Annotated in this window: 23 protein-coding genes; 10 read left to right on the plus strand and 13 right to left on the minus strand. The window is 34.4% G+C overall.

The features are described 5' to 3' along the window. Positions 1–156: 156 nt before the first annotated feature. Entirely contained in the window at positions 157–1,992 is a 1,836-nt protein-coding gene (locus A9G23_RS06865) for an ABC transporter ATP-binding protein (protein WP_065586887.1), read from the plus strand. A gap of 74 nt (positions 1,993–2,066) precedes the next feature. Here A9G23_RS06865 and dacB read toward each other — a convergent pair whose 3' ends face one another. After that, positions 2,067–3,503 (minus strand): serine-type D-Ala-D-Ala carboxypeptidase, encoded by a 1,437-nt coding sequence (gene dacB / locus A9G23_RS06870; protein WP_065586888.1) that lies wholly within the window; start codon positions 3,501–3,503, stop codon positions 2,067–2,069. A 184-nt stretch (positions 3,504–3,687) separates the two neighbouring features. Here dacB and A9G23_RS06875 point away from each other — a divergent pair, with 184 nt between their 5' ends. Then, on the plus strand, positions 3,688–4,713 hold the full coding sequence (locus A9G23_RS06875) for a TerC/Alx family metal homeostasis membrane protein (protein ID WP_065586889.1): 1,026 nt from the start codon (positions 3,688–3,690) through the stop codon (positions 4,711–4,713). A gap of 48 nt (positions 4,714–4,761) precedes the next feature. Here the strand turns inward: A9G23_RS06875 and cycA are convergent, their stop codons facing one another. Further along, a complete protein-coding gene (gene cycA, locus A9G23_RS06880; protein WP_065586890.1) occupies positions 4,762–6,135 on the minus strand; it encodes a D-serine/D-alanine/glycine transporter in 1,374 nt (457 codons plus the stop codon). A gap of 199 nt (positions 6,136–6,334) precedes the next feature. Here cycA and mltA point away from each other — a divergent pair, with 199 nt between their 5' ends. The 3 genes from mltA (at position 6,335) to asmA (ending at position 9,987) form a co-directional block, all read left to right on the plus strand. After that, complete coding sequence (mltA, locus tag A9G23_RS06885; protein WP_065586891.1) at positions 6,335–7,423, plus strand: murein transglycosylase A; 1,089 nt, start codon at positions 6,335–6,337, stop codon at positions 7,421–7,423. 70 nt (positions 7,424–7,493) lie between these two features. Continuing rightward, on the plus strand, positions 7,494–8,075 hold the full coding sequence (gene dcd / locus A9G23_RS06890) for a dCTP deaminase (RefSeq protein WP_065586892.1): 582 nt from the start codon (positions 7,494–7,496) through the stop codon (positions 8,073–8,075). A 31-nt stretch (positions 8,076–8,106) separates the two neighbouring features. Beyond that, positions 8,107–9,987, plus strand: a complete 1,881-nt coding sequence (gene asmA / locus A9G23_RS06895; protein ID WP_065586893.1) for an outer membrane assembly protein AsmA — start codon at positions 8,107–8,109, stop codon at positions 9,985–9,987. A 68-nt stretch (positions 9,988–10,055) separates the two neighbouring features. On the opposite strand, the gene hslU is transcribed toward asmA, so the two are convergent. The 11 genes from hslU to sucC form a co-directional block, all read right to left on the minus strand. Further along, a complete protein-coding gene (hslU, locus tag A9G23_RS06900) occupies positions 10,056–11,381 on the minus strand; it encodes an HslU--HslV peptidase ATPase subunit (protein WP_065586894.1) in 1,326 nt (441 codons plus the stop codon). 23 nt (positions 11,382–11,404) lie between these two features. Then, the gene (gene hslV, locus A9G23_RS06905) at positions 11,405–11,932 is read right to left on the minus strand and encodes an ATP-dependent protease subunit HslV (protein WP_025316169.1); all 528 of its coding nucleotides are present in this window, start codon (positions 11,930–11,932) and stop codon (positions 11,405–11,407) included. Between the two features lie 149 nt (positions 11,933–12,081). Next, entirely contained in the window at positions 12,082–13,221 is a 1,140-nt protein-coding gene (gene tolA / locus A9G23_RS06910) for a cell envelope integrity protein TolA (RefSeq protein ID WP_081296978.1), read from the minus strand. 18 nt (positions 13,222–13,239) lie between these two features. Further along, positions 13,240–13,659, minus strand: coding sequence for a colicin uptake protein TolR (gene tolR / locus A9G23_RS06915; RefSeq protein ID WP_065586896.1), 420 nt, complete (start codon positions 13,657–13,659; stop codon positions 13,240–13,242). A gap of 2 nt (positions 13,660–13,661) precedes the next feature. Next, positions 13,662–14,342: a protein TolQ gene (gene tolQ / locus A9G23_RS06920; protein ID WP_065586897.1), complete on the minus strand. Its 681-nt coding sequence runs from the start codon at positions 14,340–14,342 to the stop codon at positions 13,662–13,664. Beyond that, positions 14,343–14,738: a tol-pal system-associated acyl-CoA thioesterase gene (gene ybgC / locus A9G23_RS06925; RefSeq protein WP_065586898.1), complete on the minus strand. Its 396-nt coding sequence runs from the start codon at positions 14,736–14,738 to the stop codon at positions 14,343–14,345. A 177-nt stretch (positions 14,739–14,915) separates the two neighbouring features. Beyond that, a complete protein-coding gene (locus A9G23_RS11240; RefSeq protein ID WP_081296979.1) occupies positions 14,916–15,026 on the minus strand; it encodes a cytochrome bd oxidase small subunit, CydX/CbdX family in 111 nt (36 codons plus the stop codon). 9 nt (positions 15,027–15,035) lie between these two features. Next, a complete protein-coding gene (gene cydB / locus A9G23_RS06930) occupies positions 15,036–16,172 on the minus strand; it encodes a cytochrome d ubiquinol oxidase subunit II (protein WP_065586899.1) in 1,137 nt (378 codons plus the stop codon). A gap of 18 nt (positions 16,173–16,190) precedes the next feature. Further along, on the minus strand, positions 16,191–17,762 hold the full coding sequence (locus tag A9G23_RS06935) for a cytochrome ubiquinol oxidase subunit I (protein ID WP_065586900.1): 1,572 nt from the start codon (positions 17,760–17,762) through the stop codon (positions 16,191–16,193). Positions 17,763–17,862: 100 nt separating this feature from the next. After that, positions 17,863–18,735, minus strand: coding sequence for a succinate--CoA ligase subunit alpha (gene sucD, locus A9G23_RS06940; protein ID WP_065586901.1), 873 nt, complete (start codon positions 18,733–18,735; stop codon positions 17,863–17,865). Between the two features lie 27 nt (positions 18,736–18,762). After that, positions 18,763–19,932 carry an ADP-forming succinate--CoA ligase subunit beta gene (gene sucC, locus A9G23_RS06945; protein WP_065586902.1) on the minus strand — a complete coding sequence of 390 codons (1,170 nt, stop codon included), beginning with the start codon at positions 19,930–19,932 and terminating at the stop codon, positions 18,763–18,765. Between the two features lie 193 nt (positions 19,933–20,125). On the opposite strand from sucC, the gene fldA reads away from it, so the two are divergent. The 5 genes from fldA to cls all read left to right on the plus strand — a co-directional run bounded on the left by fldA (position 20,126) and on the right by cls (position 23,738). Further along, entirely contained in the window at positions 20,126–20,638 is a 513-nt protein-coding gene (gene fldA / locus A9G23_RS06950; RefSeq protein ID WP_065586903.1) for a flavodoxin FldA, read from the plus strand. 78 nt (positions 20,639–20,716) lie between these two features. Then, positions 20,717–21,175, plus strand: coding sequence for a ferric iron uptake transcriptional regulator (gene fur, locus A9G23_RS06955; protein WP_065586904.1), 459 nt, complete (start codon positions 20,717–20,719; stop codon positions 21,173–21,175). Positions 21,176–21,245: 70 nt separating this feature from the next. Beyond that, positions 21,246–21,788 (plus strand): inner membrane-spanning protein YciB, encoded by a 543-nt coding sequence (locus tag A9G23_RS06960; RefSeq protein WP_065586905.1) that lies wholly within the window; start codon positions 21,246–21,248, stop codon positions 21,786–21,788. Between the two features lie 24 nt (positions 21,789–21,812). Next, entirely contained in the window at positions 21,813–22,268 is a 456-nt protein-coding gene (gene yciA, locus A9G23_RS06965; RefSeq protein ID WP_065586906.1) for an acyl-CoA thioester hydrolase YciA, read from the plus strand. A gap of 6 nt (positions 22,269–22,274) precedes the next feature. Then, positions 22,275–23,738, plus strand: coding sequence for a cardiolipin synthase (gene cls, locus A9G23_RS06970; RefSeq protein WP_065586907.1), 1,464 nt, complete (start codon positions 22,275–22,277; stop codon positions 23,736–23,738). Positions 23,739–23,751: the final 13 nt, after the last annotated feature.

Here is a 23,751-nt window from a genome sequence, read left to right on the forward strand (position 1 = left end):
TTTAGCAATAACAAGTATATAACCAATTAATGCTTATTTAAATTTCATATAAAATTTGAGTGTAAAAATAATTTATAGCTATTTGCACTCATCCTATTTTTCTATATCATTGACAATATAATCAAAAAAAAACCTTATTATTAATTAGGTCTAAATATGTATCAATTCTTCGAAAAATTGGTGTCATCCTATCCCAAAGATGAACCTCAACCTATGGCTAAAAACTTTTTTAGTTTTATATGGCAATCAACAAAAGGGACTCGTTTATTTCTACTATTATTAATTATTCTTAGCGCATTAGGTGGGGCTTTTGAAGCCTTTTTATATGCTGCCCTTGGTAAAGTTATTGATTGGCTTGCGATTGTTGAACCTAACAAATTTTGGCAACAAGAAAAAACAACATTAGTAATGTTAGCCTTAATCATCTTATCAAGTACAATTATTATTGGACTACAAACGATTATTAAACACCAATGCCTAGCAGGGAATTTTCCAATGCGAATGCGTTGGAACCTACATCGATTAGTACTCAATCAAAGCATGCGCTTTTTTCAAGATGAATTTGCAGGAAGAATATCAACAAAAGTCATGCAAACGGCACTAGCAGTTCGTGATACTTGCTTTTTAGTGGCGGATATTTTCATCTATGTCCTAATTTCATTTATTACTATGGCAACAATCATCGGAAAATTAGATCTTTGGTTATTAATTCCATTTATGAGCTGGTGTCTAATTTATGGTATTGCCATGTATTATTTTATTCCTCGCTTAAGTAAAGTCGCTAGTATGCAGGCTGATGCTCGTTCTACAATGACAGGACGAGTAACCGATGCCTATACTAATATTATGACAGTAAAACTATTTTCTCATGCAGGCAATGAGGCAAAATATGCTCAAGAATCAATGGATGAGTTTTTAGTTACGGTTAATAAACAAATGCGCTTAGTGAGCAGTTTTGAAATTGTTAATCACTTATTATCTATTTCATTAGTACTAAGCACCACAGGCGTTGCACTATGGTTATGGACGGATCAACTAATTGGTGTAGGCGCAATTGCAACAACAACGGCTGTTGCACTTCGTTTAAATGGTTTTTCACATTGGATCATGTGGGAAATGACCGCACTATTTGAAAATATTGGGGTTGTTAAAGATGGTATTAATACATTTTCTGCAACTAAAACGGTTGTTGATCAACCCAATGCGACATCGCTTAATGTTACTCAAGGAAAAATCGAATTTAAACATATTCATTTCACATATGACAAAAAGCAGCATCATTCAGTCATTGAAAATTTAGATTTAACAATTAAGTCAGGTGAAAAAATCGGATTAGTTGGTCGTTCTGGGGCAGGTAAATCAACACTTATCAATTTATTACTTCGCTTTTACGATTTACAAAGTGGCAAAATTGTTATTGATGGTCAAGATATTACCACTGTTAGTCAAGAAAGCCTGCGAGCTCAAATAGGTATGGTGACACAAGATACTTCATTATTGCATCGAACAGTACGAGAAAACTTGCTCTATGGTAACAATCAAGCGACCGAAGAACAAATGATTGAAGCAGCCCAAAAGGCACATGCTGATAACTTTATTCAAACGCTTGTTGATACAAGAGGTCGAACTGGATATGACGCATTTGTTGGTGAGCGAGGTATAAAATTATCTGGCGGACAAAGACAGCGTATTGCAATTGCTCGCGTCATTCTTAAAAATGCCCCTATTTTATTATTAGACGAAGCAACAAGTGCTCTGGATTCTGAAATAGAGCAAGCTATTCAAGAAAGCCTATACTCTTTAATGGAAGGAAAAACCGTTATAGCTATTGCTCACCGGTTATCAACTATTGCAGCAATGGATAGGTTGGTTGTACTTGATCATGGTAAAATCATAGAGCAAGGAACACACCAAGAATTACTTAAGAAAAATGGATTATACGCACAACTTTGGAAACATCAAAGCGGTGGATTCTTAGGAAATAATATTTAATTTAATACATTTTACTGGCAATAAATCAGGACACATATTTCATTTTCATGTAAACTTATGTGTCTTTTAGCTTATTAATTAATGAAATTTTTATAAAATTCTGATTCAAATCGCATAATTGCACTATTTTTGGGCTCATCTTGTCTATCGGCGTGGTAACCCGATATTAACTGCACAAAAGCCAAATATCTACCATCAAACTTTTGGATAAATCCAGCTAAATTATAGCATCCTTGAATATAACCTGTTTTGGCTCGTATTGTTTCTTTAAAAGGTACTTGATTAAAACTCTTACGATTTTGCAACGTACCATCAACTCCAGCAATTGGTAACATTTCAATAATCCTTAATTGTGTATTATGGGCGGCAATGTATTGTAAAATTTCCATTAATTTGTCAGCGCTCATCAAGTTTAATCGTGATAATCCAGAACCATCAGCAATAACTAAGTTCTCAAGATTAATACCTGCTTTTTTGCGCAAAATTTGCTTAATAGCATCACCACCATTACGCCATGTACCCGGAACATTATAATAGTGAGCTCCTAAAGTTCTAAAAATGGCGTCTGCATATAAATTATTTGATTTTTTAAGCATCACAGCTAACAGTTCAGAAAGCGGTGCTGATTGGCTAGAAGCTAATAAAGTCAACTGAGTATTAGTTTTATGATTACGTTCTAAAAGTAAGCCTGTATAAGTTAGTTTTTGCTGTTTGAGCTGATTTTTTAAAATCGTAGAAAAATATTCTACACCATCAATTACCGCAAATTTTAACGGCATTTTATCCAAACTTGCAGAAATACATCCTGATAAATGATAACGATTTTTATCTGAATAGCTAACATCTAATTCACAATACTTATCATTAAAATCGTTACTATTTTTTGCGATAGTTTTCACATCTCCTGTCACCATAACAGGAATATTTGATGACTTAGAAATGGAGGCTTTCTCCCCTATTTTACCTGGCGTCAATATTGTATAGAAACAATTATCATCAATAATCGCTGCGGATGGTGGAGCATTGTAACAAGCTGTTAAATTATTCCACGACCACCCCTCTGCTTTATCATGACTTGTAAATATTGAAGTATCCAAAATCACATTTCCTGAAATTTTTTCGATACCTTTTTGACGCAGTGTTGCAATCATGCTTTTTAATCGATCACCAGTAAAAGTAGGATCGCCGCTTAATTGAATAATAAGATCACCATTTAACCATTTATTCCTTATTGAACCGTTAGTTTGTATGCGCGTTATAAATCGGAAATCACTGCCTAGTTCCAGTTCAGCGGCTAAAGCGGTGATCACTTTTTGAGTACTTGCTGGTTGTTTAAAAAGCTCACTTTTATATTTTGCTAATGTCTTAGGATTACTTCCTACAGATTGAACTAAAATGGATAAATCACTTCCTTTAGGTAAAAAAGATATATAAGGTTCTACTGGTTGTGCCTTTAATAATCCTGAAAAAAAAGGAAAAAGCAAGAAAACAATTACCCGGAATTTTGTCATGAAAATTGGCTCAAAATATATCGTGAAATAAAAATAGTTAACGAGGACATGCAAATATAACTTTTTTTGATTTGACTAGCAATATATACTCAACCACTTTTATAATTATGTTCTATTGAAAAATTCAACATAACTAAAAATCAAAATTAACTCCATATAACTTTTAATACTAGGTAGTAAAATTATGATTCAAAATTCATTAGGTTTCCCAATAGAAACCGTTTTGGTCTTTGTTGGATTAGCCTTAGCAGCAATTATTATTGATTTATATGCTCACCATAACGATAAACCTATCAGTTTAAACAATGCCATCCTTTGGTCACTATTTTGGATAATGATGGCATTGGGATTTGCACTATATTTGTATCTTCATCACGGTAGTGCTATAGCTAGCTTATTTGTTACAGGTTATGTCCTTGAAAAAGCATTATCGGTCGATAATTTGTTTGTGATTATGGCTATTTTTTCGTGGTTTGCAGTACCAAATAATTATCGTCATCGCTTACTTTATTGGGGGGTTATTGGAGCTATTATATTTCGCGCCATATTTGTAGCAATAGGTACAGGTTTATTATATTTAGGTCCTTGGATGGAATTAATATTTTCAATATTAGTTGCAGGCACAGGAATAATAATGATTAAAAATCAAGATAATGACCAAGACATTAAAGATTACTCACATCACTTTGCTTTTCGCATCGCCAAACGTATTTTCCCATCTTACCCCAAAATTGTCGGTCATCACTTTTTATTGACACAAAAACAACTTGATACAGAGCTTAAAAAACCTGAAAACAGCAATTTAGTTGGCACAATACCTAAAAGTATTTTTTATGCAACGCCACTGTTTTTATGTATTGCTGTAATTGAACTAAGTGACGTTATGTTTGCCTTTGATTCAGTTCCTGCGGTGATTGCTGTCAGCCAAGAACCGTTAATTGTTTATAGCTCGATGATCTTTGCCATTTTAGGTCTTAGAACGATGTACTTTATTTTACAAGCTATGAAACAGTATTTAGTCCACTTAGGTAAAGCGGTTATTTGTTTGCTCTTTTTTATTGCCGGAAAATTAGCTTTAAATGCAAGTAACCATCTATTTGGATATGGTATTGATATAGATCCAAGCACAAGTCTTTATGTCGTTTTAGGCATACTAGCTTTAGGGATTATTGCCAGTATCATCTGGCCAGGAACTAAAAAATATCAATAATTGTAATAATGATATTGGCAGGTACCCCCTGCCAGTTTGAATTTAGATTTATTGACGTTTTAAGGATCGAATATAATAACTTACACCTAAAATAACAAACCAAATAGGTGTTGCCACTAATGCTTGGCGAGTATCAGCCTCGAAAGTGAGTAACACGATCATAAAAGCAAAAAAAACTAAACAGACGCCGCACATCAAAAGCCCACCAGGCATTTTAAATTGAGATTGTTCATGCAAGGTTACTTTTTTACGACGATAAGCAATATAAGAAATAAGAATCATCGACCAAATAAACATAAATAAAATAGCCGAAATTGTGGTTACTATAGTAAAGGCCACCATGACATTAGGTATCAAGTAAATCAAAACAACTCCCCCCAATAAACAAGTGCACGAAAATAGCAACCCATTAGCCGGTACTGAACGACTTGATAATTTCCCAAAAGGCTCAGGCGCATCTTGCTTTTTAGCAAGTCCAAATAGCATTCTGCTTGTGGAGTAAATACCACTATTGGCTGAAGATGCTGCTGAAGTTAGTACTACAAAATTAATAACACCTGCAGCAGCAGGTAAACCAATTAAAGTAAATAACTCAACAAACGGGCTTTTATTTGGAGAAATTAACGTCCATGGAGTTACACTCATAATAATAATTAAAGCAAAAACATAGAAAAAAATAATACGCGCTGGTACAGAGTTAATAGCACGAGGTAAATTTTTATTCGGATCGACGGTTTCTGCAGCCGTTGTACCAACTAATTCAATCCCCACAAAAGCAAAAATAGCAATTTGAAAGCCAGCAAAAAATCCCATTGTACCATGGGGGAAAAAACCGCCGTATTTCCATAGATTCGAAAACGCTGCTGTGGTATTAGTTTGTTCGGAATAGAAATCAGTTAAAATAAGTATGAGTCCAATACCTATTAGTGCTAGAATCGCAATAATCTTAATCATTGAGAACCAAAACTCAGTCTCACCAAACATTTTTACTGTCAATAGATTTAAGGTCAATAGTAATACAACCGTCAATAACATAGGTATCCAAGATTGTAGCTCAGGAAACCAATGTTGAGCATATCCAGCAATTGCAATAACATCGGCAATTCCTGTAATCACCCAACAAAACCAATAAGTCCAACCAGTAAAAAAACCAGCCCACGGGCCTAACAGATCGTTGGCAAAATCACTAAAAGATTTGTACTTTAAATTAGAAAGAAGGATTTCCCCCATCGCACGCATAACAAAAAATAGGATAAAACCAATAATCATATACACAAAAATAATAGAAGGCCCAGCAAGACTAATTGTCTTTCCCGAGCCCATAAATAAGCCAGTACCGATTGCTCCACTGATTGCAATTAATTGAATATGACGGTTAGAAAGGTTGCGCTTTAAATCATGCTTTGAGGATATAATGCTCATCGCTTTTATTACCCTTAGTTTTCAAAATGTTCCAATATTTCTTTTAATTTAGGACTATAAAGTCTCTAACGTTAAATCGCAAGCTGAATCTTTATGAAAAATTTTTATGGTTACATCATAATTATTGGTAGTTTCTTATAATAGAATTGTGTAGCATAAATAACTATATTACTTAATTTAATTATAATTATTTACCAAGATGAAAGAAAAAAAACACTATTATAGTTTTTATGTTTTATGTACTTTATTTATTTTATCCCTCTTAACTAGTAGCCAAAACCATTCAAATAAACCAATCAAACAAGGTCAACAATATAAAGATGGAAACCTTTTTTTACCACTTAATGTAAGCTACCCTCAATTAACTATTCCGGTTAATATTTCAAACTACATCACTCAAATTGCCAAAATCAAATCATCATCACCATCTTTGTATCGTAAAAATGAACATATTTATAAAGCCATCGATGATTGGATTAATCGTTCTTTGCGGACAGATGAGTTTAATAAAGTTGGACTTAATAGCTATGAAATGTCTGGGCAAGATGGGTATGGAAATGTACATTTGACTGGTTATTACACCCCGATAATCAAAGCAAGACATCAAGCAACCGCAGAATTTAAATATCCTATTTATAAAATGCCCAATAATATAGAAGAGCCACTACCAAATCGTGAGCAAATTTATAATGGTACACTTGAAGATAAAGGTCTTGAAATAGCATACAGTAATTCTTTAATGGATAACTTCATTATGGAAGTACAAGGTAGTGCTTATATTGATTTTGAAGATGATTCGCCTTTAGTGTTCTTCTGCTATGGTGGTAAAAATGGCCATAGCTATTCAAGTATTGGACGTTTATTAGTAGAGCAAGGTGAAATCGAAAAAGAAAAAATATCGATACAAGCTATTAAAGATTGGGCTAAAAATAAAAGTGAAAAGGAACTTAAAGAATTATTAATTCAAAACCCCTCATTTGTTTTTTTCAAACCTCAATATAACGCTGAAGTAAGAGGAGCAGCTGAGGTACCTTTAGTTGCCAATGCATCTATCGCATCTGATAAATCAATAGTACCAATTGGTTCTGTGGTATTAGTTGATGTTCCTCTACTTGATAACGATGGGCAATATCGTGGTAGACGAGAAAATCGTTTAATGGTTGCGCTTGATGTAGGAGGAGCAATTAAAGGACAACATTTTGACCTTTATCTAGGAGTTGGTGATGAACCAGGTAAATTAGCAGGTTACTATAACCACTATGGACGTGCATGGGTGATAAAACCTTAAACGACTAACATCGACGCAATTAAAAGAATCTGCTAGAATAAAACGATACAATCTGAATTAAGGGTAACCCATGAGATTATGCGACCGAGATATTGAAGCATATCTACAAAATGGTAAATTAAAAATAACTCCACAACCTACGGTGAGCTGCATTAATGGTGCAACTGTTGACGTTAGATTAGGTAACCAATTTCGAACATTTCGAGAGCACACCACACCATATATAGATTTAAGTGGACCAAAAGAAGAAGTATCTGCAGCGTTAGAAAGAGTAATGAGCGAAGAAATAGTGTTACCAGAAGGTGATGCCTTTTACTTGCATCCAGGTGAATTAGCATTAGCTGTAACATTAGAATCAGTCACTATCCCTGACGATTTAGTTGGTTGGTTGGATGGACGTTCATCACTCGCTAGACTTGGACTTATGGTTCATGTGACAGCTCATCGTATAGATCCCGGTTGGCAGGGGAAAATTGTATTAGAATTTTACAATTCAGGAAAAATTCCACTTGCACTTAGACCAGGAATGACAATCGGAGCACTTAGTTTTGAAACACTAACAGGTCCTGCTGCAAGACCATACAATCGAAGACAAAATGCAAAATATAAAGACCAATATGGCGCTGTCGCCAGTCGTATTGATAAAGACTAACGTTTTATAACCTTAATAAGGGAACATTGATATGATCAAAAAAATATTGGTTATTCTATTTGCTTTAATTTTAGTTATCACAGCTAGTATTGTTTCGCTTATTGTTTTTGTAGATCCTAACAACTTTCGTGGATTTATTTCAGATACAGTAAAAGATAAAACAGGTTATGAATTATCTATTGATGGTAATTTACGTTGGCATATATGGCCACAAGTGAGTATTTTAACTGATTCAGTCAGGCTATCTGATACCAATTCCCCAAAACCCATTTTAACGGCAGATAATATGAGACTAGATGTTGAATTACTACCTCTTTTCTCAAAAAAATTATCAGTTAAAAATGTTTTTATAAAATCTGCAATCATCAACATTACCGATAAAAGCAAAGGAAATATTGCAAGAAATGAAGCTAAAACACCATCTAATGCTACCACTAATAAAACAACTGATTCTAAAGGTCAAAAAATTTCATCTAATTGGAAATTTAGCTTAAATAAATTTGAAGTTACTGATAGTACTGTGGCATTACAACATAATGATGATTTAATTAACTTTAGAAATATTAATCTAGTAGTACAACAAAATAATAAGAAAAATATTTCCATTGATTTAAAAGGAAACATAGATAAAAATCAACAAAATATATCTTATCTAGTACATGCATGTGTCGATTTAAATCAATTCCCAGAACAAGCAATAATCGATTTAAAAAAGTTAGATTTCATTTATAAAGGTGTCGCTAATTCAGCAAAAGAACTAAAAGGTAACATTCGTGGCGTATTTAACTATCGGCAATCTCCAATGTTACTAAAAAGCCAAAATTTATCTTTTTTAATTAATGAAAATCATTTTACTGGTGTTATAAATGCTGATTTAGCAAATAAACCGTATATAGATTTACAGTTAAATTCGGATAAAATCGATCTCACTTCGTTTTTGAAAATAGATAAAAACTCAAATAACGAGCCTTCCACCCAACAAGCTTCACCAGTGGTGTCAAATATCACAAAGACCGATAATGAATTAAGCTTTCTAAATACTTTTAATGCTAAAGCTAAATTACAGATCAAACAGTTCAATGCCAACAAAATAGTATTAAACAATATCGACGTTGATATGACTAATAATAATGGTATTGCAATATTCAAAAATATTAGTTTTGATTTTGCTAAAGGTCATATAGCTGCAACTGGTGTAGCAAATGGCAAACAAAAAACCACACTAATGAAGCTTAATACTACAATAAGCAATATTGATTTAAATAAATTTTTTAACCAGATAGATACAGCTCATGATCTAGAAGGTTTATTTAATGCTACAGGGGATTTAGAGAGTAACAGCTTATCAGGTTCCCAACTTTTAACTAACTTGCAAGGCAATGTTGCCATTGTTGTGACTAATGCAAGACTTAATAATTTGAATATTCAAAATATAATTCAAAATGCTGCAGCTCAATATTCAAAAGATGTCATGACGCCTGAGAATCAAAAAAAATACACCGAATTTCATAAAATTTCGACTAATGCTTACTTGAAGAAAGGTAATTTGGAGTTGTCGACATTAAATGCTAATTCTGAAACACTTGATGTCATTGATGGTTCAGGAAGAATCGGAATATTAAAACAGGATTTGGATGTCAATTTGAACTTAAAATTGCTCGGCGGCTGGAACGGTAAAAATGAAAAAATCGGAAAACTGCAAAAGTTAACAATACCACTACGTATTTATGGCCAATTTGCTAATCTTCGTTATCAAATTGATATAGGTAAATTAATTACCGATACACTAAGCGATAAATTACAAGAGCGTTTAGACAAACTCCATGAAAAATTAAAGAGCCATGATTCTAAAAATAATTCAAATTCCAAATCAAAGGCTGCAGATTTTTTAGGTGAATTACTAAGAAAATAATAATAAAAAGGTGAAGTTGATTAAAAATCACCTTCACCTTTTTATATCTAGTCTAAAAGATGAGCTATTTATAAAATAAACTTACTTAGATCTTCATCTGCAACAAGTTTATCTAAATGATCACCTACATATTTAGCATCAATTGTAACTGTTTGTCCACCAAGTTCACTGGCCTCAAAAGAAACCTCTTCCATCAAGCGTTCTAATACGGTATGCAACCTGCGCGCACCGATATTTTCATTTTGTTCATTCACTTGCCATGCTGATTCCGCAATTTTACGAATACCATCAGGAGTAAAATCGATATTAACACCTTCCGTTGCCATTAACGCTTTATATTGAACAGTAAGTGACGCATTTGGTTCGGTTAGAATCCGCTCAAAATCTTCACTTGTTAGTGCTTGTAATTCAACTCGAATTGGCAACCGACCCTGTAACTCAGGGATTAAATCAGATGGATTTGCTGTTTGGAAAGCACCTGATGCAATAAACAAAATATGATCTGTCTTAACAGATCCATGTTTAGTCGACACAGTACAACCCTCAACCAAAGGTAAAAGATCTCGTTGTACACCTTCACGTGAAACATCTGGTCCCGATGAGTTACCACGCTTACAGACTTTATCTATTTCATCAATAAAGACAATTCCATTTTGTTCAACTGCCTCAATAGCCTCATGTTTAAGCTCATCAAGATTAACCAATTTAGCAGCTTCTTCTTCGATAAGTTGTTTTAGTGCATCTTTGATCTTCATTTTACGTGGTTTAGTCTTTTGTCCACCTAAATTTTGAAACATCGACTGTAATTGATTTGTCATCTCTTCCATACCTGGAGGAGCCATAATTTCAACACCAATATTAACACCAGCTAATTCGATTTCTATCTCTTTATCGTCAAGTGAACCTTCACGTAATTTTTTACGAAAAGCTTGTCTTGCTGTTGAATTATTATCTTCAACTTGCCCCCATCCGTCTTTAGCTGGTGGTACAAGTACATCTAAAATACGATCTTCAGCTAATTCTTTGGCTCGGTTACGATTGCGTTCAATCGCTTCCTGACGGATCATTTTCACCGCAGAATCGGTTAAATCACGAATAATTGAATCAACTTCTTTACCCACATAACCAACTTCAGTAAATTTAGTTGCTTCTACTTTAATAAATGGTGCATGTGCTAGTTTTGCTAATCGTCTTGCAATTTCAGTTTTACCAACTCCCGTTGGCCCAATCATCAGTATATTTTTTGGCGTAACTTCATGACGCAATGTTTCATCTAGTTGCATACGACGCCAACGATTACGTAGCGCAATTGCGACAGAACGTTTCGCTTTTTCTTGTCCAATAATATGTTGATTTAGTTCACTTACAATTTCACGAGGAGTCATTTCAGACATAGTTAAATTTCTCTTAAATCGGATTAATAATTAAGTTCTTCAATTGTTTGGAAGTTATTAGTATAAACACAAATATCACCAGCAATTGATAATGATTTTTGCACAATATCATGTGCAGAAAGTGAAGTATTATCTAATAGCGCACGCGCCGCTGCTTGCGCATAAGGACCTCCAGAACCAATAGCAATTAAATCATCTTCTGGTTGAATGACGTCGCCAGTACCTGTAATAATCAATGATGCGCTTTCATCAGCAACAGCAAGTAGTGCTTCAAGTTTACGTAGCATTCTATCTGTTCGCCAATCTTTAGCTAGTTCAACAGCAGCTTTAGTTAAATGCCCTTGGTGCATCTCTAGTTTTCGCTCAAATAGTTCAAATAATGTAAAAGCATCAGCAGTACCACCAGCAAAACCTGCAATTACTTTGTTATTATATAAACGACGAACTTTACGGGCATTACCCTTCATAATAATACGTTCGCCTAGTGTAACTTGCCCATCACCACCGATAACGACTTGCCCTTCACGACGAACACTGACAATAGTTGTCATGTTTTGCTCCTTCTTTCACTTAGATAACTTGATTCGGAATGAATAGGCTATATATTGGGATCATTAATGTGTTTTCAACATTTTCATTTGAAGATATTGATAATTTATTGTAAAAATTTTTCAGGGAATATAGCGTTTATGTATAAAAATTATTTTGGTTGGAAGTCAATTGTCATTGTTTTTACTTGATTATAAAACGCACTTGCAGGCTTTGGAATTACAGCTTGTTTAGTTGCTGAAAGCGCTTCTCGACATAATGCCTCATCACCATCTTTCGCACTAACATTAAGTAATAAACCATCAGGTGCAATTTGAATTTCTAATACACAATTCCGACCACTATATAATTTATTAGGATTAATAAATTTATTACTAATAGCAGTTTGAACTAAAGATTTATATTTATCAAGTTCTCCATCTGAAACACCTTTACGGCTGGCTACACCGCTTGATGGACTGGGTGTACCCGATGTAAGCCCACCTAACAAATTATCAAGTTCTTTATCTTTTTTTGCTTGTGCTGCTTGTTTCGCTTTTTCGGCAGCTGCTTTATCTGCCGCAGCTTTTTCTGCGGCTTGTTTTTTTTCTTGTTCTTCTTTTTGCTTCGCTAGTTCTGCTTGTTTACGTTCATTTTCACTTCTTTGCTTTTCGATAAATTCTTGTTCAGCTTTCACTTTAGCTTCTTGTTCGGCTTTTTGCTCTGCTAGCTCTTTTTCTTTACGCAAATTTTCTTCACGTTGTTTATCTAGTAATTCTCTCTCAGCTTTTAATCGAGCTTCTTGTTCTAATTTTTGTTTTGCCAACTCTGCTTGCTGTTGTTCTAAACGCTGTTTTTCAGCTTGTCTTCTTTGCTGTTCTAAATGTTCTTTAACTTTGCGAGCATCTTCTTCTTTTTGTCTTGCAACGCGTGCTGCTTGTGCAGCCTCTGCTTCTTTCTTTTGTAGCTCTTCTACTTTTAGACGTTCTTTTTCTAACTCTTTAAGTCGCTGCTCTTGGGCAAGCTGTTGTTCTTGTAGCTTCCGAGCCTGCTCATCTATTTGTTGCTGTCTCTTTTGCTCAGCTTGTTTTTGACTAACCTGTGACTTTAATTGTCTTTGATATTGTTCAGTCATGACGGAAGGATCAACCATAATAGCATCAATAGAATTTCCATTAACACTACCATAGTTAGCATCATCATTATACATAGCTCGATAACCCAAAATGATAATTAAAATCACATGTAATATAATGGATATTATAATAGCTATACTTAATTTGGAATTTGACTTATAAGACATTGCTGACATCTTGTTATATTATATTATTTAAATTGGTTGAGTCATTAATCCTACAGATTTAACACCTGCAGATTGTAATAAATTCAACGCTTTTATAATTTCTTCATATGGAACATCTTTAGCCCCACCAACTAAAAAAACAGCCTTTTCATTAAGTAACATCTGTTGTCTAACTTCTGCAACAATTTGTTCTTGTGGTAAATTAGCTTGACGCTCCTGATCAATAATTAGTGCATATACACCAATATCGGATACTTCAATGATGATTGGTTTATTTTCTGACGACGAAACCGTTTTAGATTCCGATGCCTCTGGAAGATCAACTTCAACGCTTTGACTAATAATTGGGGCTGTGGCCATAAAAATAAGCACTAGCACTAATAGCACATCCAGTAAAGGTACTATATTAATTTCAGCTTTAGTTGAATAACGTGAATGTCTGCGCATAATTATTTCCTAACAGCAACTGCTTGGCGTTGTAAAATTGCAGAAAACTCATCAATAAAGTTAAGGTAACTTTGTTCAATGCGGCTTACACCCAATGACAAACGATTATAAGCAAGCACCGCAGGAATAGCAGCAAATAAACCAATTGCAGTTGCAATTAATGCTTCAGCAATTCCTGGTGCAACCATTTGTAAAGTGGCTTGCTTAACAGCACCTAAAGAAATAAATGCATGCATAATACCCCAGACAGTACCGAACAAACCGATATATGGACTAATAGAACCCACTGTACCTAAAAAAGGAATATGCAATTCTAGAATATCAAGCTCACGATTCATTGCCAAACGCATAGAGCGTGATGCACCATCTAAAGCTGATTCAGCCATATTCGGGTTAATTTGATACAGTCGAGAAAACTCTTTAAACCCTGAATAAAAAATATGTTCTGTACCGCTAATTTCTTCTTTATGAAATTTCGCTTTATCAAATAAAACATTCAAATCATCAGCATTCCAAAAGTTATTATCAAATTGCTCAATTTGTTTTTTAGCTTTACTTAAAATCTTAGTTCGTTGAAATATAATTGCCCATGACATAACAGAAAAAGTAAGTAACAGCAACATAACACATTGTACTAACAAACCTGCTTGCAAAAACAGATCAATAATATTCAGATTTTCCACTTATATAAACTCCAAAACTAATAACTTAGGAAGCCCGCACGGCTTCATCTTAGTGATATCCACACAAGCAATAAGAACATCCGCTGTGCTGATAACTTGTTTATTCTGATTAAAAATAGTTTGTTTAAAAATAATAGACGCCTTGCGAACTTGGTCAACCTTGCTGCTAATAATCAGCATATCATCTAAACGAGCCGGAAAATGGTAGCTAATATCCATCTTTTTGACAACAAAAGCAATACCTTCTTGTAGTAACTTTTGTTGACTAATATTAAGTTGTCTTAATATTTCGGTCCTAGCTCGTTCAAAAAACGCAAGATACCTAGCATGATAAACTACACCACCAGCATCTGTGTCTTCATAATAAACTCTTGCATTCCAATCGAATTGTCTCATATCCAAACCGCACTAATTAAATTTGGTGCTATTATATCTGAATATAAATTTCGCTGCACTATGATATAAAAAATCACAAATGAAAAAAATTATCATTTGTGTTTTATTGTTAACTTTCATATCCAATAATTAAAAAGGTGACGATTTGTCACCCTTATCATTAATTTTTAATTAATATTATTTAATGTTAGACTCTTTTTCGCTACTGTCTCGCTCAACCCATAAGCCAGTTACGACTGATAACATGCAGGCAGCAATAAGTCCTATACACCATAAAATGTAATACATAATAGTTCCTTAATAAAGAGAATGTTTATTATTTTCAATATGATTCTTATCCAATCGTCCAAACATTTTAATATATGTCCATATGGTATATAAAAGAACAATAGGTAAAAATACAAGAACAACGGCAAACATAATATTAAGTGTTAATTGACTTGACGATGCATCCCATATTGTCAGACTTGCGTTTGGCATAATGCTTGAAGGTATAATAAATGGGAAGGTTGCAATACCATAGGTAAATAAAACACTAAAAATGGTTAATACTGATGAAATAAATACTAACGCATTTTTATTTAAACTAGAAAAAAGAATAGTTAACAGCGGAAATACAACACCTAATAGAGGTACTATCCACAAAATAGGATAATTCATATAGTTGGTTAACCACGAAGTATCAATAGATACTGTTTTAGTTAATGGATTAGATGCTGCATTATAATCAATCACACTAGTAACAGCATAGCCATGAAGACCAAATACCACCCAAACACCAGCTAAAACAAATGTAATTAACATTACTAAACTAGCAATTTGTGTAGCTTTTCTCGCTCTTAAATAAAGTTCACCCGATGTTTTCATTTGTAGCCATGCACCGCCATGCGCAATAAATAACATTAAGCTCACAATGCCAGTCAATAACGCAAAAGGATTAAGCAAACCGAAGAAATTACCATCATAAAATACACGGTAAGAGTTATCAAATCTAAATGGAACACCTTCTAATAAGTTGCCAAAAGCGACACCAAAAACCAATGCAGGCACAAAGCTACCTACAAAGATGCCACCATCCCATAAATTGCGCCATTTTGAATTTTCTAATTTACTGCGATAATCAAAACCAATGGGTCTAAAAAATAGTGCACAAAGCACTAAAATCATCGCGATATAAAAGCCTGAAAATGACACAGCATATGCCATTGGCCAAGCGGCAAATATTCCAGCACCGGCAGTGATTAACCAAACTTGGTTACCATCCCAATGAGGAGCAATTGAATTAATCATAATACGACGCTCTGTATCTGTTTTACCAATAAACGGTAATAAAATACCGACGCCCATATCAAAACCATCCGTGATAACAAAGCCGATTAAAACAACACTAATCAGCACCCACCAGATGACGCGTACAATTTCGTAATCAATCATTGTGTATACTCCTATACCCTATTCTATTACCGATTGTGTTTTTTCATAATGATAGTTACCAGTACCTAAAGAGCTTGGTCCTAAACGGGCAAACTTAAACATTAAGAATAATTCAACAACTAAGAACAGCGTATAAAGGCCACAAATAAGCACCATTGTGAATAACACTTCACCTGCTGTTAATGATGAATTTGCTACTCCAGTCGGTAAAATATCCTGAATTGCCCAAGGTTGACGTCCATACTCTGCAACAAACCAGCCTGATTCACACGCTAACCAAGGAAACGGTAAAAATAGAATTAATAAACGATGTAACCAACGTTTTTCACCAATTTTATTTTTATAAGTTGTCCATAAAGCAAGTCCAGTACCAAGAATCATTAACACACCGAGACCGACCATAATCCTAAACGCCCAGAATAATGGCGCAACAGTAGGAATTGAGTCTTCTGTTGCCGCTTTAATATGTTCTTCTGTTGCTTCAGGTATTGTTAAATTATCACGATCGGTAAAGCGTTTAACTAAATAACCATAACCTAAATCAGCTTTATTATCTTCAAAAGCCTTAAGTACAGCAGGATCTTCATTACCTTGTTGGATTTTTTCCAAATTACTATAGGCTAATATGCCATTACGAATCCTTGTTTCATTATTTGCTAAAATATCTTTTAAACCTATCACTTGAGTGTCAAGTGATCGAGTGGTCATTATACCCATTGCATAAGGGATCTCTATTGCAAATAAATTTTCTTTATTTTTTTGTGATGGAAATGCAATAACATTAAACGATGCTGGCGCAGGTTGAGTTTCCCACTCAGCTTCAATGGCAGCAAGTTTTGCCGGTTGTACGGTTGTCATCTCATGCCCTGCTTCATCACCCATAACAGCAACAACAATCGACATGATAAATCCAAACATAGCCGCCACAGCAAAAGAACGTTTTGCAAAGGGAACATCACGTTTTTTAAGCAGATAATAAGAACTAATACTTAAAACGAAAATAGCGCCTGTTAGATAACCTGCGACAACAGTGTGAACAAATTTATATTGAGCAACAGTGTTAGTAATTAGCTCAAAAAAGTTAGTCATTTCCATGCGTGAATTAATAGGGTTAAATTCAGAACCCACTGGGAATTGCATCCATCCATTAGCAACCAAGATCCAAAGTGCGGATAAATTTGAACCAAATGCCACGCACCAAGTCACCATTAAATGTTTACCACGACTTAATCTATCCCAACCAAAAAAGAATAAACCTACCATGGTTGACTCTAAAAAAAATGCCATCAAACCTTCAATGGCTAACGGAGCACCAAAAATATCACCCACATAATGTGAATAATAAGACCAGTTAGTACCAAATTGAAATTCCATGGTTAAACCAGTTGCAACACCTACTGCAAAGTTGATACCAAACAGTTTACCCCAAAATTTTGTCATATCTTTCCAGACTTGCTTACCACTAACAACGTATACCGTTTCCATAATTGCTAGCATAAACGCCAAACCTAGCGTTAATGGTACAAAAATAAAATGATACATTGCTGTGAGCGCAAACTGGAGACGTGAAAGTTCTACTATATCTAACATAAATGCTCCCTAATCCTTAAATGCTCTCAAATTTTTACATTATTGGCGATTATTATACACCGATAATGACAGAATAAAAATTGATATATATCAAAAAAGGTTATCCCCTAATTCGTTTGTTTACCGCATCACCAATATCAGTAAGACTTGCTACAACTGTAATTCCCGCAAATTGCAATGCTTTGGATTTTTCTGCCACTGTACCTTTATTTCCTGAAATAATCGCACCTGCATGCCCCATGCGTTTGCCTGATGGTGCTGAAACCCCCGCGATATACGCAATCACAGGTTTAGTTACGTGTTTTTTAACATATTCAGCAGCTTCTTCTTCAGCACTCCCACCAATTTCGCCGATCATAACAATGGCTTCAGTTTTAGGATCTTGCTCAAGTAACGCTAAAATAGAAATAAAGTCGCTACCAGGAATAGGGTCACCACCAATGCCAACACACACTGATTGACCTAAACCAATATCCGTGGTTTGTTTGACCGCTTCATAAGTTAATGTACCAGAACGAGAAACAATTCCCACTTTTCCTGCACGGTGAATATGTCCTGGCATAATACCTATTTTACATTCATCAGGAACAATAATACCTGGGCAGTTTGGACCAATCATTACAACATCATTGAGTTGCAATTTTTCTTTAACCACAAGCATATCTAAGATTGGAATACCTTCCGTAATACAGACAATTAATTTAATACCCGCATCAATCGCTTCTAGAATAGAATCTTTACCAAATGCTGCTGGTACATAAATAACACTTGCTGTTGCACCAGTTGCCTTAACCGCTTCCTTAACAGTGTTAAAAACTGGCAAACCTAAATGGATTGTACCACCTTTGCCTGGCGTTACACCACCGACTAACTTAGTACCATAGGCAAGCGCTTGCTGTGAATGGAAAGTGCCTTGACTACCAGTAAATCCTTGGCAGATAACTTTTGTTTCTTTATTAATTAAAATTGACATATTAGCTATTCTCCACGCATCCTATTATTAGGCAACAGCAACAATTTTTTGAGCCGCATCTATTAAGCTTTCTGCTGTAATAACATTAAGTTTACTTTTAGCTAAAATTTCTCGGGCGATCTGCGCATTATTACCTTCAAGACGAACAACAACAGGAACCGTAAGACTGATTTCTTTAATTGCACTAATAATACCATCTGCGATTAAATCACAACGTACAATCCCGCCAAAAATATTGACCAAAATCGCTTTCACATTTTTATCAGATAATATCAGTTTAAATGCTTCAGCAACGCGCTCTTTTGTAGTACCACCACCAACATCCAAAAAGTTAGCTGGTTCACCGCCATGCAATTTAATAATGTCCATAGTTGCCATAGCAAGACCTGCACCATTAACCATACAACCAATATTACCATTTAATGATACATAGCTAAGACCTTGTTTTGCAGCGATTGATTCACGTTCATCCTCTTGAGTTGTATCTCTCAAAATACTTAAGTTAGGATGCCTAAAGATGGCATTATCATCTAAAATAACTTTTGCATCTAGACAAATCAGCTCATCTGAATCAGTAATCACTAATGGATTAACCTCGGCCAATGAAACATCATTTTCTAAAAATAGCTTTGCAAAATTAACAAACAACTTTGTAAACTGATTAACTAATTTTCCTGTTAATCCCAATTTAAAAGCAAGTTCACGACCTTGGTAAGCACAAGGTCCGGTTAAAGGATCAAGTGAAGTTTTAAAAATTAAGTGAGGTGATTTTTCAGCAACACTTTCAATATCAACACCGCCTTCGGTCGAAGCCATAATCACAACACGTTTAGAGCTACGATCAATCACTGCCCCTAAATAAAGTTCTTTCTGAATATTAGACGCTTTTTCAATTAATATCTTATTAACAGGCTGACCTTTACCAGAGGTTTGATAAGTAACAAGATATTGCCCTAACCATTTTTCAGCAAATTGCTTTATTTCACTATAGTTTTGAGTACAAATAACGCCACCGGCTTTACCCCGCCCACCGGCATGAACTTGACATTTAGCAACCCAAGCGCCTGTATCTGTCCCTGAAGATAATTCAGCTAATGTATCTTGTATTTCACCAATTGAGTTACAAACGTACCCTTCTGGTACGGGTAAATTATATTGTTTAAAAAGATATTTAGATTGATACTCATGCAAGTTCATAATGAAATTCCACAGCCTAAGTTAATATAAAAACAGGCAATAATTCTAATGCAAGATGAATTAATTGTATAGCACATAATAACTTATGTTCTGATGTTCTGATGTTCTGTGTAATTTAGAATGATTGCTGACAGTAAATGACAATGATATACTCCTAAAATATTTTTATATCGTAAATAATAAAGGTACAAATATGAAACAAGTTGGTATTTTTTTTGGTAGTGACACAGGCAATACAGAAAATGTAGCAAAGCAAATCCAACTCATTTTAGGTAGTGACAAAGCTGAACTTTTTGACATCGCAAAAATCACTAAAGAGAACATTGAACAATACAATTACCTATTTTTTGGTATTCCAACTTGGTACTATGGTGAGTCTCAAGCAGACTGGGATGACTTTTTTCCTAATTTAGAAAAAATTGATTTTAGTGGCAAAACAGTAGCTATTTTTGGTTGTGGTGATCAAGAAGACTATGCCGAATATTTCTGTGATGCCATGGGAACACTTCGCGATATTATTGAACCTAAAGGCGCAAAAATTGTTGGACATTGGTCAACCGAAGGTTACAGTTTCGAAGCTTCAAAAAGCTTAGTGGATGACACGCATTTCATTGGTTTAGCCATTGATGAAGATCGTCAACCAGATTTAACTGAAGAACGCATCAACAATTGGGTAAATCAAGTCAAAGCCGAAATGAAAATTTAATCTATTAAAATGATTTCTTTTATTTACCGTACATAGTTCCTATAATAGATGGCTATTAATAACTTAATGGGAAGTAATATGACAAATCATGTTAATGATAATAATGCGGCACTCAAAAGTGCTGGTTTAAAAGTTACGTTACCACGATTAAAGATTTTAGAATTATTACGAGATCCTTCATGTCAACATATCACAGTAGAAGACCTTTATAAAAAACTACTTGATATGGGGGAAGAAATTGGGCTTGCAACCGTGTATCGTGTTTTGAATCAATTTGACGATGCTGGAATTGTTACACGACATAACTTTGAAGGTGGCAAGGCGGTTTTCGAACTGGCAACACAACAACATCATAATCATTTAATTTGCTTAGATTGTGGTGAAGTATTTGAGTTTCGCGATGAAATAATTAATACTAGACAAAAAGAAATCGCCGAACAATATGGCGTTAAATTAACTTTTCACAGTTTATATCTTTATGGACATTGCCAATCGGGTAATTGCAAGGAACATCCTGAACTTCATCACAAAAAATAAGCCTATCCCAATAGGCTTTTACTTTTTTACAATATATCAATTCATCTTTATGTGCTAGGTTAATAATTAAATGAAACAGCTTTTAAATTTTATTCCTCTTGTATTCTTTTTTGTTTTTCTGACCATGTATGATGTCTTTGTTGGTGTTCAAGCATTAATGATCGCAGCAACGGTATGCTTTCTTATCATTCTTATGTTATATAGAAAAATAGATAAAGTAGAATTGATTTCTTATCTAATGATCATGATTTTTGGTGGATTTACACTTTATATGCGTGATCCCAATATAATTAAATGGAAAGTGACTATTATTAATTTTTTATTTGCTACAACTTTATTAGTGAGCCAATTTATTTTCAAAAAAAATCTATTGCAAAAAATGCTCGGCAAAGAAATACAGTTAGATATCAATAGTTGGAATAAACTAAATTTATTATGGATTTTCTTTTTTACACTATGTGGCGCCATTAGCTTAGGTGCGACTTATTACACTACAGATGATTTCTTTTGGAAATTTAAAGTATTTATTTTACCTGGCGCATCATTACTATTATCCTTGATATCAGGTATTTATATCTATAAAAATATGAATAAAGATATAGACAATAAATAAATTGTACATACGGAGTATTTTAGCATGACACAAGATATAGCCCCTAAAGGTCAATTAGTGCTTAGAACGCTTGCAATGCCTGCTGACACCAATCCTCATGGACACATTTTTGGTGGTTGGATAATGTCTCAAATGGATCTTGCTGGTGGTATTTTATCAAAAGAAATCGCAAGAAACCGAGTCGTAACGGTTAATGCTAGCAGTATTACATTTTACAAACCAGCAATGGTTGGGGATGTTGTTTGTTGTTATGCACATTGCATCAAAACGGGGAAAACGTCTATCACTATTGGTCTAGAAGTTTGGGTTAAAAAAGTTATTGATACATCTGACACCACACAACGCTTCTGCATAACAGATGCCGTATTTACTTATGTCTCCGTAGATAAGCATAATAACCCAAAACCATTACCTGAAATTTTTCAAAATTATGATTGTACTAAAGATCCAATATCTAAATTAAACGTAAATAATAGCTAGTTAAATATGCAATTTACTTCATTTCATGCATTAATTAGCACCTTGATCTTTCTTGTTTATTGGTTGATCATCGTTGCAACGACATTACGTATTGTCTTCAAACGAAGACCTACAACGTATGTAATTGCATGGATGTTAGTAATTTATATCTTACCACTTGTTGGTGTGATTCTTTATTTTTCGTTGGGCGAAGCTCACTTAGGTCAGCAACGTGTCAAACGAGCGCAAAAAATGCGCCCAACTATTTCTAAATTTATCAACCAACTAAGTGACTTCCCAGATATTTTTACCTGCAACGTTAGCCAAGTTAGCAAACCGATTTTTCAGCTTTGTAAACATCAAACAGGCCTTGATGGAATTAAGGGTAATCACATCGAGCTACTAAGTGAAACTAACGCAATTTTTGACCGTTTAATTGAAGATATAAATCGAGCAACGTCAAATATCGAAATGGTATTTTATATCTGGAATGAAGGCGGTCGTGCTGATGAGGTCGAACAAGCACTCATTCAAGCAACTAAGCGAGGCGTAACTTGTCGATTAATGGTTGATTCTGCCGGTAGCCGGCATTTTATTAAAAGCAATGCTAGCAAAAGGATGCATGATGCAGGCATCATCATTGTAGAAGCTTTACAAGTAAACTTACTTCGATTTATGTTTAGAAGGCTAGACTTACGTCAACACCGCAAAGTAATCATTATCGATAACTATATCTCTTATACTGGTAGTATGAATATTGTCGATCCGCGTTTCTTCAAACAGAATAAACATGTCGGTAAATGGGTTGACATTATGGTCAGAATGAATGGTCCAGTTACAACATTAATGGGCGCCATATATGCTAGTGATTGGGAGTTAGAAACAGGCAAATATTTAGCTTTACCCAAAATCACTGATTTTGCCGAGCCACCCGAAGATAAAAAACACATTATGCAATTAATCGCATCGGGTCCAGGTTATATGGAAAACATGATCCATCAAGTGTTATTAACCGCAATTTATTCAGCGCAAGAGCAAATTATTTTTACCACACCTTATTTAGTACCGAGTGATGATATTTTACATGCAGTGTGCACAGCTGCACAGCGAGGTGTCGAAGTCATCATCATTATTCCCAAAAATATTGACTCACTGATGGTAAAATGGGCAAGCCGAGCTTTTTTTTCTGAATTATTAAACGGTGGTGTAAAACTTTATCAATTCAATGATAACTTATTACATACCAAAAGCGTTTTAATTGATAACCAACTAAGTCTTGTTGGTACTGTTAATTTAGATATGCGCAGCTTGTGGCTTAATTTTGAAATTACAACAGTAATCGATGATGCAGAATTTGCTAAATCGCTATCAAATCTCTTACAAAATTATTTAGCTAATTCAGATAAAATAAACACCGTAAAATGGAATCAACGCCCAATTTGGCAACGCATCGTTGAGCGCTTGTTTTACTTTTTTGCACCTTTGCTATGATTATTGACTAGTT

This window comes from Gilliamella sp. App4-10 (assembly GCF_001690495.1).
Taxonomy (GTDB): domain Bacteria; phylum Pseudomonadota; class Gammaproteobacteria; order Enterobacterales; family Orbaceae; genus Gilliamella; species Gilliamella apicola_G.

What these genes read in the sequence shown, in the direction of transcription:
- A9G23_RS06865 (WP_065586887.1), top strand. Translation starts at nt 157, where the DNA reads ATGTATCAATTCTTCGAAAAATTGGTGTCATCCTATCCCAAAGATGAA.
- dacB (WP_065586888.1), bottom strand. Translation starts at nt 3,503, where the DNA reads ATGACAAAATTCCGGGTAATTGTTTTCTTGCTTTTTCCTTTTTTTTCA.
- A9G23_RS06875 (WP_065586889.1), top strand. Translation starts at nt 3,688, where the DNA reads ATGATTCAAAATTCATTAGGTTTCCCAATAGAAACCGTTTTGGTCTTT.
- cycA (WP_065586890.1), bottom strand. Translation starts at nt 6,135, where the DNA reads ATGAGCATTATATCCTCAAAGCATGATTTAAAGCGCAACCTTTCTAAC.
- mltA (WP_065586891.1), top strand. Translation starts at nt 6,335, where the DNA reads ATGAAAGAAAAAAAACACTATTATAGTTTTTATGTTTTATGTACTTTA.
- dcd (WP_065586892.1), top strand. Translation starts at nt 7,494, where the DNA reads ATGAGATTATGCGACCGAGATATTGAAGCATATCTACAAAATGGTAAA.
- asmA (WP_065586893.1), top strand. Translation starts at nt 8,107, where the DNA reads ATGATCAAAAAAATATTGGTTATTCTATTTGCTTTAATTTTAGTTATC.
- hslU (WP_065586894.1), bottom strand. Translation starts at nt 11,381, where the DNA reads ATGTCTGAAATGACTCCTCGTGAAATTGTAAGTGAACTAAATCAACAT.
- hslV (WP_025316169.1), bottom strand. Translation starts at nt 11,932, where the DNA reads ATGACAACTATTGTCAGTGTTCGTCGTGAAGGGCAAGTCGTTATCGGT.
- tolA (WP_081296978.1), bottom strand. Translation starts at nt 13,221, where the DNA reads ATGTCAGCAATGTCTTATAAGTCAAATTCCAAATTAAGTATAGCTATT.
- tolR (WP_065586896.1), bottom strand. Translation starts at nt 13,659, where the DNA reads ATGCGCAGACATTCACGTTATTCAACTAAAGCTGAAATTAATATAGTA.
- ybgC (WP_065586898.1), bottom strand. Translation starts at nt 14,738, where the DNA reads ATGAGACAATTCGATTGGAATGCAAGAGTTTATTATGAAGACACAGAT.
- A9G23_RS11240 (WP_081296979.1), bottom strand. Translation starts at nt 15,026, where the DNA reads ATGTATTACATTTTATGGTGTATAGGACTTATTGCTGCCTGCATGTTA.
- cydB (WP_065586899.1), bottom strand. Translation starts at nt 16,172, where the DNA reads ATGATTGATTACGAAATTGTACGCGTCATCTGGTGGGTGCTGATTAGT.
- A9G23_RS06935 (WP_065586900.1), bottom strand. Translation starts at nt 17,762, where the DNA reads ATGTTAGATATAGTAGAACTTTCACGTCTCCAGTTTGCGCTCACAGCA.
- sucD (WP_065586901.1), bottom strand. Translation starts at nt 18,735, where the DNA reads ATGTCAATTTTAATTAATAAAGAAACAAAAGTTATCTGCCAAGGATTT.
- sucC (WP_065586902.1), bottom strand. Translation starts at nt 19,932, where the DNA reads ATGAACTTGCATGAGTATCAATCTAAATATCTTTTTAAACAATATAAT.
- fldA (WP_065586903.1), top strand. Translation starts at nt 20,126, where the DNA reads ATGAAACAAGTTGGTATTTTTTTTGGTAGTGACACAGGCAATACAGAA.
- fur (WP_065586904.1), top strand. Translation starts at nt 20,717, where the DNA reads ATGACAAATCATGTTAATGATAATAATGCGGCACTCAAAAGTGCTGGT.
- A9G23_RS06960 (WP_065586905.1), top strand. Translation starts at nt 21,246, where the DNA reads ATGAAACAGCTTTTAAATTTTATTCCTCTTGTATTCTTTTTTGTTTTT.
- yciA (WP_065586906.1), top strand. Translation starts at nt 21,813, where the DNA reads ATGACACAAGATATAGCCCCTAAAGGTCAATTAGTGCTTAGAACGCTT.
- cls (WP_065586907.1), top strand. Translation starts at nt 22,275, where the DNA reads ATGCAATTTACTTCATTTCATGCATTAATTAGCACCTTGATCTTTCTT.